This is a genomic window from Nocardia sp. bgisy134 (assembly GCF_057708325.1).
This window is the reverse complement of record NZ_JBYIRW010000004.1, coordinates 218,600-230,938: the sequence shown is the minus strand read 5'-3', so window position 1 is coordinate 230,938 and position 12,339 is coordinate 218,600. Positions and strand designations below refer to the sequence as shown.

General features: G+C 68.9%; 14 protein-coding genes and 1 pseudogene. 7 read left to right on the top strand and 8 right to left on the bottom strand.

All coding sequences use genetic code 11. The features are described 5' to 3' along the window. Positions 1-50: 50 nt before the first annotated feature. Entirely contained in the window at positions 51-524 is a 474-nt protein-coding gene (locus AC3ERS_RS10010) for a nuclear transport factor 2 family protein (protein ID WP_431965829.1), read from the bottom strand. 256 nt (positions 525-780) lie between these two features. Here AC3ERS_RS10010 and AC3ERS_RS10005 point away from each other — a divergent pair, with 256 nt between their 5' ends. Both AC3ERS_RS10005 and AC3ERS_RS10000 read left to right on the top strand, forming a co-directional pair. Continuing rightward, positions 781-1,227 (top strand): sigma 54 modulation/S30EA ribosomal C-terminal domain-containing protein, encoded by a 447-nt coding sequence (locus AC3ERS_RS10005; RefSeq protein ID WP_431965827.1) that lies wholly within the window; start codon positions 781-783, stop codon positions 1,225-1,227. A 9-nt stretch (positions 1,228-1,236) separates the two neighbouring features. After that, positions 1,237-2,196: an acyl-ACP desaturase gene (locus AC3ERS_RS10000; protein ID WP_431965825.1), complete on the top strand. Its 960-nt coding sequence runs from the start codon at positions 1,237-1,239 to the stop codon at positions 2,194-2,196. A gap of 64 nt (positions 2,197-2,260) precedes the next feature. On the opposite strand, the gene AC3ERS_RS09995 is transcribed toward AC3ERS_RS10000, so the two are convergent. Next, positions 2,261-2,689 carry a pyridoxamine 5'-phosphate oxidase family protein gene (locus tag AC3ERS_RS09995; RefSeq protein ID WP_431965823.1) on the bottom strand — a complete coding sequence of 143 codons (429 nt, stop codon included), beginning with the start codon at positions 2,687-2,689 and terminating at the stop codon, positions 2,261-2,263. Between the two features lie 297 nt (positions 2,690-2,986). Here AC3ERS_RS09995 and AC3ERS_RS09990 point away from each other — a divergent pair, with 297 nt between their 5' ends. Continuing rightward, entirely contained in the window at positions 2,987-4,036 is a 1,050-nt protein-coding gene (locus AC3ERS_RS09990; RefSeq protein ID WP_431965821.1) for an Acg family FMN-binding oxidoreductase, read from the top strand. Here the strand turns inward: AC3ERS_RS09990 and AC3ERS_RS09985 are convergent. Continuing rightward, positions 4,012-4,491: a GNAT family N-acetyltransferase gene (locus AC3ERS_RS09985; protein ID WP_431965819.1), complete on the bottom strand. Its 480-nt coding sequence runs from the start codon at positions 4,489-4,491 to the stop codon at positions 4,012-4,014. The genes AC3ERS_RS09990 and AC3ERS_RS09985 overlap by 25 nt on opposite strands. Before the next feature lie 172 nt (positions 4,492-4,663). After that, a pseudogene (locus AC3ERS_RS09980) lies at positions 4,664-4,912 on the bottom strand (hotdog family protein); the annotation flags it as partial. Between the two features lie 59 nt (positions 4,913-4,971). On the opposite strand from AC3ERS_RS09980, the gene AC3ERS_RS09975 reads away from it, so the two are divergent. After that, on the top strand, positions 4,972-5,262 hold the full coding sequence (locus AC3ERS_RS09975) for a PLP-dependent aminotransferase family protein (protein ID WP_431965817.1): 291 nt from the start codon (positions 4,972-4,974) through the stop codon (positions 5,260-5,262). A gap of 67 nt (positions 5,263-5,329) precedes the next feature. On the opposite strand, the gene AC3ERS_RS09970 is transcribed toward AC3ERS_RS09975, so the two are convergent. Beyond that, complete coding sequence (locus AC3ERS_RS09970; RefSeq protein ID WP_431965815.1) at positions 5,330-6,670, bottom strand: wax ester/triacylglycerol synthase family O-acyltransferase; 1,341 nt, start codon at positions 6,668-6,670, stop codon at positions 5,330-5,332. Positions 6,671-6,801: 131 nt separating this feature from the next. Between AC3ERS_RS09970 and AC3ERS_RS09965 the strand changes: the two genes are divergently transcribed. From AC3ERS_RS09965 to AC3ERS_RS09955, 3 genes are all read left to right on the top strand, one after another. Next, entirely contained in the window at positions 6,802-7,275 is a 474-nt protein-coding gene (locus AC3ERS_RS09965; RefSeq protein ID WP_431965813.1) for an RrF2 family transcriptional regulator, read from the top strand. Position 7,276: 1 nt separating this feature from the next. Beyond that, on the top strand, positions 7,277-8,500 hold the full coding sequence (locus AC3ERS_RS09960) for a globin domain-containing protein (RefSeq protein WP_431965811.1): 1,224 nt from the start codon (positions 7,277-7,279) through the stop codon (positions 8,498-8,500). 266 nt (positions 8,501-8,766) lie between these two features. Further along, positions 8,767-9,666, top strand: coding sequence for a universal stress protein (locus AC3ERS_RS09955; protein ID WP_431965809.1), 900 nt, complete (start codon positions 8,767-8,769; stop codon positions 9,664-9,666). A gap of 15 nt (positions 9,667-9,681) precedes the next feature. Here the strand turns inward: AC3ERS_RS09955 and AC3ERS_RS09950 are convergent, their stop codons facing one another. The 3 genes from AC3ERS_RS09950 to AC3ERS_RS09940 form a co-directional block, all read right to left on the bottom strand. After that, positions 9,682-10,560, bottom strand: coding sequence for a universal stress protein (locus AC3ERS_RS09950; RefSeq protein WP_431965807.1), 879 nt, complete (start codon positions 10,558-10,560; stop codon positions 9,682-9,684). A gap of 295 nt (positions 10,561-10,855) precedes the next feature. Next, positions 10,856-11,776 carry a universal stress protein gene (locus AC3ERS_RS09945; RefSeq protein WP_431965805.1) on the bottom strand — a complete coding sequence of 307 codons (921 nt, stop codon included), beginning with the start codon at positions 11,774-11,776 and terminating at the stop codon, positions 10,856-10,858. A gap of 12 nt (positions 11,777-11,788) precedes the next feature. Beyond that, positions 11,789-12,232 (bottom strand): pyridoxamine 5'-phosphate oxidase family protein, encoded by a 444-nt coding sequence (locus AC3ERS_RS09940; RefSeq protein ID WP_431966169.1) that lies wholly within the window; start codon positions 12,230-12,232, stop codon positions 11,789-11,791. Between the last annotated feature and the right edge of the window lie 107 nt (positions 12,233-12,339).

Genomic DNA, 12,339 nt, shown 5'->3' with positions numbered 1-12,339 from the left:
TTGCCGCCACATCGCAAGGCCACCGGTGGGATATTGAGCCCGCACCCGTTTCACCGTCGATCGTGTTGTGTCGACTCGATCACCCCGCCCGGCGGAGGGCCGATCGGCTCGAGTACTCGCTCCACCAACGCGGTGTTGCAGTACTCGACGACCCCGGCGAGCCGCCCCTCGGCGACACGGAAGATCATGCAGTACGTCTGCTCGTAAGCCTCGCCGCGCGTGGTGACGCCGTGGCCGCGAGCCTGCACGACGACGCGATCACCGTCGCCGAGAACACTGTCCGCCTCCAGGCGATAGCTGACGAACTGCGCCATCAGCGGCCCCAGCAAACCGTGCAGGACTACGGATTTCGGTGCCCACGTGCCCGACCAGGACCAGTCGCCGGGAAAGGTCCACGCGAAGTCCTCGGCCATGGCTTCACCGAGCGCGCGCATATCGCCGCGGGCCATTCGATCGAAGACGGCACGCACGAGTTCCACGTTCACGTTCTCCGGGTGCGCGCTCTCCACAGTCGACATGATCATCACCACATTATGTCGAGCAGAACCGGTGACGAACAGACCGATTCCGGCTCTCGGACAAGCGTTTCCAGCCGGGACCACAATAGCCGACTGCTCCTCTGGAGCTGACCGGCTCGCACGTCGCACTGCGGGCAAACACACGATTCGTGCAGGTGCAGGTCCTCGGTCCCCGCCCGCGATGACCTTCGACCCTGGGTTCGCGGGCGGCTCGCTGGTGGCATGGGGACGGCGCATTGCCAGAGCGAGGAGGCAGGATTCGGTGGGTTCCGACATAGCGATCAGCGAGATCGAGGATGCGGCAGGGACCGCGAGGCCGGTGGTTCGACGCGAACACCGTGTGCTGCTGGTGGGTTCGGTCGCCGAGGCCGCGGCCGAACTGGTCGCCCGCGGCCGGGAGGCGTTGCTGTTCACCGACATCGAGACCGGTATGGACGCGGTGCTGTATCGGGGCGGGCCCTACGGCGTGCGCTTGGCGCGCCAGCACCGCCGAGGCTTGCCCGGCGACTCGGAGGCGCCCGCGTTGACCGTCGACGCGCGCCCGACGCCGTATCTGGAGGAATCCGAGGCCGTGGAGCGGCTGTGCCGGTTCGGGTTGTCGTTCGTGTTCTTCAACGACCCGGGCGACGGGCGGGGCAGGTTGCTCTACCGAGGCCACGACGGCGATCTGATCGTCGTGGCGCCGCGATCCACCGAAACGGGAAGGTGAATCACCACGATGACACGCGATCTGACGCAGCGCGAGATTCTCACCGAGCTGGAGCATGTCGCCGAGACCTGCGTGAACCGGCACCTGTCGCTGGCGAAGGACTGGCAGCCACACGACTACGTGCCGTGGGACCAGGGCCGCAATTTCGCCGCACTCGGCGGATCGGATTGGGAGCCTGGCCAATCCGCGCTCAGCGAGGTCGCCAAGGCAGCGATGGTGACCAACCTGCTGACCGAGGACAACCTGCCCTCCTACCACCGCGAGATCGCCGAGAACTTCTCCCGCGACGGCGCCTGGGGCACCTGGGTGGGTCGCTGGACCGCCGAGGAGATGCGCCACAGCACGGTGATTCGCGACTACCTGGTGGTGACTCGGGGCGTGGATCCGGTCGCGCTGGAACAGGCCAGGATGGCGCACATGACCCACGGTTTCGACCCCGGCATCGGGCGCACCGAGGTCGACAGCGGCGCTGGTTTCCTGCATTCGGTCGCCTACGTCAGTTTCCAGGAGCTCGCCACTCGCATCACCCACCGCAACACCGGCAGGGTCTGCCACGATCCGGTCGCCGACCGCATGCTGCAACGCATCGCCGCCGACGAGAACCTGCACATGATCTTCTACCGCACCATCTGCGCGGCCGCGCTGGATCTGGTGCCCGACCAGGCCATCGACGCCATCGACGCCATCGTGGAGAACTTCCGCATGCCGGGGGCGGGCATGCCGGATTTCCGGCGCAACGGCGTACTCATGGCCAAGCACGGTGTCTACGATCTGCGCCAGCATCTGGAGGAGGTACTCGAACCGGTGCTGCGGCAGTGGAACATCTTCGAGCGCACCGACTTCGGGCCTCGCGGTGAGATCGTCAGGGAACGTTTGGCGGCGTTCCTCGACGACTTGGAGCGCGTGCGGATCCCACGGTTCGAGGAACAGCGTGAGCGAGCCCTCGCGCGGGAGCGGGCCAGGGCCTGAACCATGATCTACGGCGGGTAGGTGGCCGCGCTCGACACGCGTGGAGCGCGAGCCCGCTGCCCGATCACAATTCGTCGACGAGCTCGATTCCGGAGACGATCGTGGTCTCGATCTCGATCACGCCGTCCATCGGTGCGTCGATCCAGGGCCGGAGCACCTGCTGGTAGCGGGCGATTCGGGTGGCGTCGGTGATCGGGCGCGCGATTCCGGTGACCACGACCGACCATCCGGTGCGGCGGTCGATGTCGAGGTCGTCGGCTTCGTAGGCCACCACGATGCCCGCTCGTTTCTGCACGGCGGTGGAGAACTGCGAGGCGATCCGGGTGCGCACGATGACCCGCCCGTCCTCGAGCAGATGGTTGACCGGCCGAATCGCGGGCAGTGCGTCGCGGGTGTAGACGACTCGCCCGAACGGGGCTTGGGCGAGCAGCGACAGCGCCTGCTCGCGATCCAGCTCGACGACGGTGCGGCCCGCGGCGGGTAGGCCGGTCATCTGTGCGCGCCTCGTCCGACGCGGCCGACCGGGCGAGAACGCCGTTGGCAGCGGGCGAATCCCACCGTGACGGCCGGTTCGGAAGGTCTCACGTGATGCCCCCATCCGTTCGCGCGTGTGTGCCGGTCGTTTCATGCCACCAGCTCGCCCGAATGCCCCCTAGGGTCGAAGGTCGCCGCAGCGGAGGACCAACGGCCCGCTCATGCGATGCCGATCGGCTGGGAATGTGACGATCGGCCCCGGAGGAGCGGCACTATGGCCGTCTCGATGCGCCCGCGCCGCGCCGACACTGGAATCATGACCGACAGCACCGTACTTCCCGCATCCTCCGTGCCGGATACGCCCACCCTGCTGGCGGCGCTGCAGCTCGCCGCCCGCGCCCCCTCGGTGCACAACACCCAGCCGTGGCGCTGGGAGTTCGACGGCACCCGGCTCGACCTGTTCCGCGACGACGACCGGCTGCTGACCTCCGCCGACCCTGACGGACGCCAGCTGGTGATCAGCTGCGGCGCGATGCTGCACCATCTGCGCACCGCCCTTGCCGCCCGCGGCTGGCACACCGACACCCAGCGCGTGCCCGTGCCGACCCGGCCGGACCTGCTGGCCGCCATCACCTTCCGCGCATGGCCCGACCCGCCCGCGGGGGTCCTGACTCGCGCGCAGGCGATCGAGCACCGTCGCACCGATCGGCTGCCGCTGACTCCGCCGCCGGGGTTGGGCGAGCTGGTGCACACCGCGCGGATGCTGGCCAGCCCGCACGACGTCGAGCTCGACGTCCTCGACGACAGCGCGCGTCCCTTGCTGGCGGCAGCCTCCGAGCACGCCGACGCCAACCGCCGCTACGACATGGACTACCAGACCGAATTGCACTGGTGGGCAGGACATTCCGATGTCAAGGAAGGGGTGCCCGGCACGGCCCTGGCCTCCGACGCCGAGGCCGCCCACGTGCCGATCGCCCGCAAGTTCCCTTCGGCAGCGCATTCCGAACGCCGCGGCGACCTCGACGACCAAGCCGCCTTACTGGTGCTCAGCTCGCCCGGCCACACCGTCTCCGACTGGCTCCACGTCGGCGAAGCCCTTTCCGCGGTGCTGCTCGAATGCACCTCGATGGGATTGGCGACCTGCGCGCTGACCCATATCACCGAGCTGCCCGCCGCCCGTGAGTCGATCCACGGGGTGCTGACCGGTGCGGGCATACCGCAGGTCGTCCTCCGCGTCGGCGCCGCGTCCGTCGACACCACAGCGCCATCACCGACGCCGCGACGCCCCGTCAGCGAGATCCTCACCCTTCGCGACCACGAGGAGCATCCTCCGAGCGAATCTCACCTCGGCTCTGCGACCCGTTGATCGGACAGCGACAGGACGAACGTCACCATGTCGCGTCCCGGGCCGTTGTAGTCGCGCACCGTGTCGTGGACCTCGAATCCCATCGCTTCGTGGAAGGCGATGGAGTTCGTGTTGCGGGGCGAGGTGATCGCTCGGATCACCGTGCGCCCGTCCCGCCGGGCGGCATCGATGAACCGCTGATACAGCCGTCGCGCCAAGCCGCTGCCGCGTCGGCCGGGGTGGACACCGACGAAATGGATGTATGCCTCGTCCGAGTGATCGGGTGAGAAGAAGCCGACGAGGAACCCGACCGGCTCGCTGTCGCATTCGGCGACGAGGCTGGTGGCGGCGAAATGATCGAAGAACAATCTGGGCAGCGCCGCGGCCACCGGGCGCCCCCACCACGCGTCGACGACGCCGACGACCGCCTCGTAATCTCCGGATGTGGCCGGTCGCAACCGAACTGGGCCCTGCACGGACGGTGATTGTGCCAGCCGCCGGGTTCCTGCCACCACCGGCTCGCGGTTCGGTCAACGTCCGAGGGATCGGTCGCCGTCGCAGGGTGGTGACGATACTGGAGGCGGTAGCGACGGGTTTGCCGTCCGCGCGGGTGACCTCGCAGGTGTAGTGGGTGAGGGTGCGGGCGGTGTGGACGGCGCGAGCGGTGGAGCACAGGGTGTCGCGCCAGACCGGGCGCAGGAACACCGTGCGCAGTTCGATGGTGGTGAACGACTCGCCGGGCTGCACGAGGGACGAATCCAACGGCTCCGAAACCGGACTGTTGCCGCCGCTGCACCATCCACCGACATCATCAGCGGCCCCACACCACGAACCTGACTTCCACCCGAGTCGTTTGTGGCTGGCGATACGTTTCTTACCCTCGGCGGCCTCGGCCATCTATTTCCCTTGTCCGCTAACCGTTTGCCTTGCTACCGTCCGGCAGTGAGCCTCACTGAGTGCGCATCGCGCGCGCCAACGACCTGATCGTCATCGAGGACGCGGCGTACGCGTTTCTCGCCGAACCCGCTCCCGCGCCTTTGGTTTCGCGGGCGCCGGAACGCACGTTCTGGCTGTCGAGCCTGTCCAAGAGCGTGGCAGCCGGATTACGCTTCGGGCTGCTCGTCACCCCGCCGTCGGGGCAGGTCACGATGAAACATACGCTGCGGGTGCACATGGCGAGCCCGCCCGGTCTCGTCGCGGCGCTCGCCGCCGTTCGCGGCGCCCTCGACGTCGTGCCGCTGGGCTGACGAGTTGCCATTCCGGTGGCAGGTGGCAGCGTAAACGGCCTGACGTGCAGCCTGCGGGGGCCCTCGCCTATCGGGGGCAGTGGTCGAGGAGCCGGTCGACGGTGGTGGTGATGGTGTCGGCGAGCAGGTCGAGGTCGGGGGTGGTGTCGTAGTCGCCGGTGATGCCGAAGCCGAGGTGGTCGCGGTAGCTGAGGATGGCGATGGCGGTGCGCAGCCGCATCGCGATGGGCGCGAAGGGCAGGATTTCGAGGACTTCGCGGTCGTGCATTCGCAGGGTGCGGGTGGGGCCGGGGACGTTGGTGGCCAGTCCGGCGATGCTGTGCTGGGGGAAACGCAACGCGGTGCGCACCGCCCACGCCAGGGGCGCGAAGGGCACCCAGCGGGCCAGTGACAGAATCGAATTCGCCGCGCCGGCTTCGCCGCTGGCCTTGTGTTTGCTCAGGCTTGCGTGCACGCTGCGCAGTTGGTCGACCGGGTCGTCGAGTTCGATCGGCAGCCGCGGCAGCATCGCCGAGACCCGGTTGTCGAGCGTCCCGTCGGCATCGGCGGTGCGCACCGACACGGGCGCCAGGATCCGCACCGTCTCGGTGTCGGGTTGCTCGTCGCGGGCGAGCAGCATCGCGCGGAACGCGGCGGTCACCGCGGCGAGGGCGACGTCGTTGACCGTCACCTCGAAGGCAGCGCCGATCTGTTTGACCTGCGCCAGCGACACGCGGGCGACGGCGTAGCGGCGTTGGCGTCCGATCGACCCGGTCAGCGAGGATTCGCCCTCGGGCACGATCGCGTTCCACGCCAGCGGCGCCGCCGCGCGCACGGTGCGCAGCAGCGCGGCGGGTGCCTGAACCGGCAGTCGCAGTCCGTCCGCGAGCATCGTTCGCCAATTCCAGCCGTCGTCACGGTCGCTGTCCGGCTCGTGGCGGTTCGGGATCGGAGTGTCGGAGGTCGGGTCGCAGAAGCGTTGGAACAGCGAGATGCCGGAGACGCCGTCGAGCATGCTGTGGTGGGCGGTGACGATCAGCGCCCATCGCTCACCGTCGAGGTGCTCGACCACGGTGCAGCGCCACAGCGGGTGGTCGCGGTCGAGGCGTTGCTCCATCACGGTGGCCACCATCTCCCACAGCGCTCGTTCGTCGCACGGTTGCGGCAGGGCCACCCAGCGCAGATGATGCCCGATATCGAAGTGCGGGTCCTCGACCCACTGCGGGGCGCTCAGATCCCAGCGTGCGCGCCGCAGTTTCTGGTGCAGGCGCGGGTCCACCCCGATCCGCTCGGCCATGCGGCTGGTGAATTCCGCACGCGTGCCGGGGTTTCCGTCGAGGATCGCCACCGCGCCGATACCGGCGTTGACGTGCTGATCGCTGTCTTCGAGTTCCATGAATCCCGAATCCAACGGACCGAGCTCACTCATCCGATCATCCCTCTCGGTCGCTGACTCCTTGGTTGGCTACCTCTGGCATACCCGGTCGCCGCGGTTTACCGCCCCGGTTATCCCGCTCACATAATTGGTATCTCGTATGCGAATTATCGTAGCGTCGGGGCATGCAGCTGACCCGCTTCACCGACCTCGGACTTCGAGTCGTCATGCGCTTGGCGGTGGCGGGGGAGGGTGTTCGCCCGGGAAGCCGCGAGATCGCCGAGGAACTGTCGGTGTCCTACGCGCACGCCGCGAAAGTGATCACCCGCCTCGGTGAGCTCGGCGTCGTGGACGCGCGCCGCGGACGCAGCGGCGGCCTGGCGATCACCGAACTCGGCCGCACCGCCACCGTCGGATGGCTGGCACGCCGCCTCGAGGGTGACGCCGAAGTCGTCGAATGCGATGGAGCCACCCCGTGCCCGCTGCGCTCCGGGTGCAGGCTGCGCTCGGCGCTGCGCCGCGCCCAGCAAGCGTTCTTCGAATCCCTGGACACCCTCACCATCGAAGACCTCACCCGAAGTCCCACCGGCGCCGTCCTGCTCGCCCTGCCCCGATTCGGCGGCGCCGACCCACAGATTTCAGCAACGAACGGAGAATGACATGCTCTCGGCCACCGCGAAGGAGACGATCCGCGCCACCCTACCTGCGGTAGGTGCGGCCATCGACGACATCACGACGCTGTTCTACCGCAAGATGTTCGCCGCCCACCCCGAACTCGAACGGGACCTGTTCAATCGCGGCAACCAGCAGCAGGGCGGTCAGCAGAAAGCGCTCGCCGGCGCCATCGCCGCCTTCGCGGCACTGCAACTCGAACCCGATCAGGCGCGCGTCGACCTCATCCTGTCGCGGATCGCGAACAAGCACGCCTCGCTGGGCATCGAGCCCGCCCAGTACCAGATCGTGCACAAGTACCTGTTCGAAGCCATCGTCGAAGTCCTCGGTTACGCCGTCACCGCCGAGGTCGCCGCGGCATGGGACGAGGTGTACTGGCTGATGGCCGAGACGCTGATCGCGATGGAGGCAGGCCTCTACCGATCCGCCGGTGTCGCGGTGGGCGACGTCTGGCGGAAGGTGCGCGTGCGCGAGCGGCGCCACGAATCCGCCGACACGGTCTCCTTCGTGCTCACCTCGGTCGACGCCGCACCCCTGCCGTCCTTCTCGCCGGGACAGTATCTGTCGGTGGGCGTGCACCTCGAAGACGGCGCCCGCCAGATCCGCCAGTACAGCCTGTCCTCGGCGCCGTCGAACGCCGACTGGCGCATCACCGTCAAACGCGTCGACGCCAAGATCCTGCCCGACGGCTCGCACGCACCGGCCGGTGAAGTGTCGAATTTCCTGTACCACAACGTCTTCGAAGGCGATGTGCTCGACGTGACCACCCCGTTCGGCGACCTGGTGCTCCAGGACGACGACGCGCCGCTGCTGCTGGTCTCCGCGGGCATCGGATGCACGCCGATGATGGGAATGCTCAGCCACCTCGCCGACACCGCCGACCCCCGCCCGATCTCGGTGCTGCACGCCGACCGCTCGCACAGCAGCCACGCCCACCGGGCCGAACTGGCCGAACTCGTCGACCGCCTGCCGTTCGCGATCATGCATCGCTGGTACGAGAACCTCGGCGCCCGCAGCCCCGAAGACCGGCTGCGGGAAGGCCGCGCCGACCTGGGCGAGATCACCATCGCCGCCGACACTCGCGCCTACCTGTGCGGTCCACTGCCGTTCATGCTCGGCATGCGCGAGGCGTTGCTGGAGAAGGGCGTGGCGGCGCAGAACATCCACTACGAGGTCTTCGGGCCGGACAGCTGGGCGGCCGCCCCGGCATAAGCGGCGATCTTCGGGGCGAATTCGGCAGCGGCAACTCGCGGTCGCGCGTTCGAAATCCGGCGAGCGCCGTTGGCGCCGGGCCGAATTCGCCCCTCCGGCCGCCACGAAGCGCGGCCGGATCGTCGGGAAGCCGCCGGGCGCGGGCTGGTGACAGTGGTCCCGGCGATCGCGGACATTCGTCACTGGCGGTCGATGCTCTGCGCAGCAAAGCTGTGGGAGATGACAGCGAGGCCGTGGAAGTTTCGCCGCCCGGGAAAGGATTCGAGATGACCGAGGGAAATCTCCGCGCCGATACCGCCGACCGACCGGTTCTCGTCGCGGTCGACGGCTCGGCGAGCTCGTACCAGGCCGCCGCGTGGGCCGCGGTGGACGCGGTCACCCACGGGTCCCGGCTGCATGTGTTCACCTCGATAGCGTTGATCGGTGGCCTCGGACCGGCGATGAGCCTGCCCGAGGCGGAGATGACGTGGCTGCGCACCGACGGCGAACGGATCGTGACCGAAGCCGCGCGCATCGCACGAGAAGCGGTGCAGGACGCGGAGCTGGACCTCACCACCGAGGTCACCTTCGACCTGCCGATTCCCACCCTCGTCGAACGATCCACAACCCTGCGCACGCTCGCGGTCGGCAGCCGCGGTCTCGGCGCATTCCAGCGTGGCCTGCTCGGCTCGGTCAGCACCGCGGTGGCCAGGCACGCGCACTGCCCGGTGGCGGTAGTCCACGATCGCTCCGCGACCGACGCGGTGTCACTGACCAAACCGGTCCTCGTCGGCGTCGACGGCAGCGAGAACAGTGTGCCCGCCGTGCGTTACGCGTTCGACCAAGCCGCGCGCCGCAAAGTCGAGCTGGTGGCGCTGCACGCGTGGCGCGACACCAGCAGCGTCGATCTGCCTGTGACGGACTGGGATTCGATCCGGGAGTCGGAGCGGGCGCTGCTCGCCGAGCGGCTGGCGGGCTTCGGCGAGGAATACCCCGATGTGACCGTGCGCCGAATCGTGGTGTCGGACAGGCCGGTTCGCGCGCTGCTCGAGGCATCGGCCGACGCCCAGCTGGTGGTCGTCGGCAGCCACGGCCGAGGCGGCTTCACCGGCATGCTGCTCGGATCCACCAGCAACGCGCTGCTGCACGTCGTCGAATGCCCGATCGTGGTGCTGCGTCAACGCTGAACGCCGCCGACGAGATCAGTGCTGGGTGCGAGGGCGGACGACGAGGAGTGGGCATTCGGCGCGGTGCAGGACAGCGTGGGTGACCGAGCCGAGGGTCATTCCGGGGAACGCGCCGCGGCCGTGGCTGCCGAGCACGATCAGCTGGGCCGTGGCCGCCTCGCGCAGCAGGCTGCGGGCGGGACGGTCTTCGGTGACGATGCGGGTCACCGGCACCTCGGGATATTTCTCACCGTATCCGGCGAGGCCTTCGGCCAGCAGTGCCTCGGCCTCGGTCTGCATCTCCGCCCGTGATTCGTAGCGGTAGAACTCCGACCAGGTGTGGACCGCGATCACCTCGACGCCGCGCTCGGAGGCCTCCTCGAATGCCATCGCGATGGCCTGCGCGCTGGAGGTCGAGCCGTCGACTCCGACGACCACCGGCCCATGCCAGGCCGGGGATTTCGATTCGGGGATCACCGCGACCGGGCAGGGAGCCTGGCGGACCAGCGCGGTGCTCACCGACCCGAGCACGACCCGGCCGAACGCGCCGAGGCCGCGACTGCCGACGACGAGCAGGCGCGCGTCTTGGGCGTGGTTGCGCAGCGTCGGCACCGGTGCGCTGTCGGCGACGACCGAGAAGATCTCGATCGGCGCGATCGGCGCGATCGGCGCGGCCGCGGCTCGGGCGGCGTCGCGGGCCGTGGCGAGCAGGTCGTGCCCGGCGCGGCGCCAGGACTCCAGGTCGAAGACCGGGCCTGCCATCCCCGGGCTGAAATCGATCGGCACACCCAGGGCGTGGATCAGGCGCAACGGGGCTCGGTGGCGGGCGGCGTACTGCGCTGCCCAGCGCACGGCCGCGAGGGACTGCTCGGACCCGTCGACTCCGACGACGACGGGCGGGTTGGTGGCCGACATCGGCGTGTGCCTCTCTGTCCCACGAGGATTGGGCGTGACCAGCTATCCATAAGCTAAGCGGCGCATGTTCCTGCTCGCGCCTGCCGTTGGTCACCGACTGCCGGGACCTACGACCGTATCGACAGTTCTCGAGCCCCGACCACCTCGTCCTCGGGATTCCGGCCCTGCGGATTCCACCGCCCGTGCCCTCGCTCGGCTTCGCTCCCAGCCGCGCCGGGTGCCCCGCATCGGCAGGGTCCCCGGCTCGTCCGCCCGGCGCGAGTCGGTCTGCTGATCGCCCGGCGCCGTGGGCCGATCAGTCCGGGTGCACGACCATCACCGGGCAATGGGCATGTTGGACAAGATGATTGCTGGTCGAGCCGAGCAGCAGCCCGCGGAACCCACCGCGGCCGCGGCTGCCGACGACGACCAATTGCGCGGTCTCGGACCACTCGACGAGCTTCTTACGGGGCCCGGCCAAAGAGACCCGGCGGGTGACCGCGACGGTGGGGTACTTCTCCTGCCAGCCTGCCAGTCGTTCCGCCAGCAGCGCATGTTCGCCGGTTTCCAGCTCGGCGATCGGGATGTCGAGATAACTGGTTCCGGCGAACCGTCCCTCCGACAGATCGCTCCACGCGTGCACCACCACCAGCTCGGCGTCCCGCTCACACGACTCGCTGAACGCGGCTTCGATCGCGGGTTCGCCGACCGGGCTGCCGTCCACGCCCACCACCACCGGGCCGCTGCGGCGGACCTGCTGTTTCTTGCCGTCGTGGCGGGCCACCACGATGCGCCCCTTGGCCTGGCTGGTCACCGCCAGCAGGGTCGAGCCCAGATGGGCGAAGGACCCCACTCCGGGGGTGGCGCCCAGGACGACCAGGTGCGCAGCCGGGGACAACTCGATGAGCAATTCGGCGGGGTTGCGCTCGGACAATTCGGTAGCGACCTCGAGGTCCGGGTGAGCCTCGCGCGCGATGCGCTGCGCGCTGTCCAAAGCTTGGAGCCCGTAGTCGCGAAGGGTCTCGACGACCGAGGGCACCAGCACCTCGTAGGAACCCAGCACCGCGCGGGTGGCAGCCAGATCGTAGCCGTGGGTGATGACCAGGCGCCGTCCTCGATCGGCCGCGGTCTGGGCGGCCCACGCTACCGCGTGGGAGCTGGCGGGTGAGCCGTCGGTCCCGACCACCACCGCCGACGAGGCCGAATTGTGGAGGTCGCGACGGTGCCGGTCGGTCATTGCTGCTGCCTTTCAGTAGGTCTCGTCGACGAGTTCGATGCCGGACACGATCGTGGGTTCGATCTCGACTACGCCGTCCATCGGCGAACCGATCCACGGCTGCAGCAGCCGCTGATAGCGGGCGATACGTGCGGGATCGGTGACCGGACGCGCGATTCCGGTCACCGCCACCGACCACCCGGTGCGCCGGTCGATGTCGATGTCGTCGGCCTCGTAGGCCACCACGACCCCCGTTCGTCTCTGCACGGCGGTGGAGAACTGTGATGCCAGCCGGGTGCGCACGATGACAAGGCCGTCGTCGAAAAGATGGTTGACGGGGCGGATCGCGGGTAGCGCGTCGCGGGTGTACACGACTCGCCCGAAGGGGGCTTGCGCGAGCAGCGACAGGGCCTGTTCGCGATCCAGTTCGACGACGTTGCCGTCGAACTGGCTTGCGGTGGAGGAGGATCCGCTCACCGCCGCGCCGCGGCCGACGTCGCTTCGACCGACCGGGCGGGAACGCTGTTCGCAGCCGGTGAATCCCACCACCGTGCTGGTCGGTTCGTAAGGTTCCACGTGATGCC

Coding starts and splice junctions, on each gene's coding strand:
- AC3ERS_RS10010 (WP_431965829.1), bottom strand. CDS start 524: ATGATCATGTCGACTGTGGAGAGCGCGCACCCGGAGAACGTGAACGTG.
- AC3ERS_RS10000 (WP_431965825.1), top strand. CDS start 1,237: ATGACACGCGATCTGACGCAGCGCGAGATTCTCACCGAGCTGGAGCAT.
- AC3ERS_RS09995 (WP_431965823.1), bottom strand. CDS start 2,689: ATGACCGGCCTACCCGCCGCGGGCCGCACCGTCGTCGAGCTGGATCGC.
- AC3ERS_RS09990 (WP_431965821.1), top strand. CDS start 2,987: ATGACCGACAGCACCGTACTTCCCGCATCCTCCGTGCCGGATACGCCC.
- AC3ERS_RS09970 (WP_431965815.1), bottom strand. CDS start 6,670: ATGAGTGAGCTCGGTCCGTTGGATTCGGGATTCATGGAACTCGAAGAC.
- AC3ERS_RS09965 (WP_431965813.1), top strand. CDS start 6,802: ATGCAGCTGACCCGCTTCACCGACCTCGGACTTCGAGTCGTCATGCGC.
- AC3ERS_RS09960 (WP_431965811.1), top strand. CDS start 7,277: ATGCTCTCGGCCACCGCGAAGGAGACGATCCGCGCCACCCTACCTGCG.
- AC3ERS_RS09955 (WP_431965809.1), top strand. CDS start 8,767: ATGACCGAGGGAAATCTCCGCGCCGATACCGCCGACCGACCGGTTCTC.
- AC3ERS_RS09950 (WP_431965807.1), bottom strand. CDS start 10,560: ATGTCGGCCACCAACCCGCCCGTCGTCGTCGGAGTCGACGGGTCCGAG.
- AC3ERS_RS09945 (WP_431965805.1), bottom strand. CDS start 11,776: ATGACCGACCGGCACCGTCGCGACCTCCACAATTCGGCCTCGTCGGCG.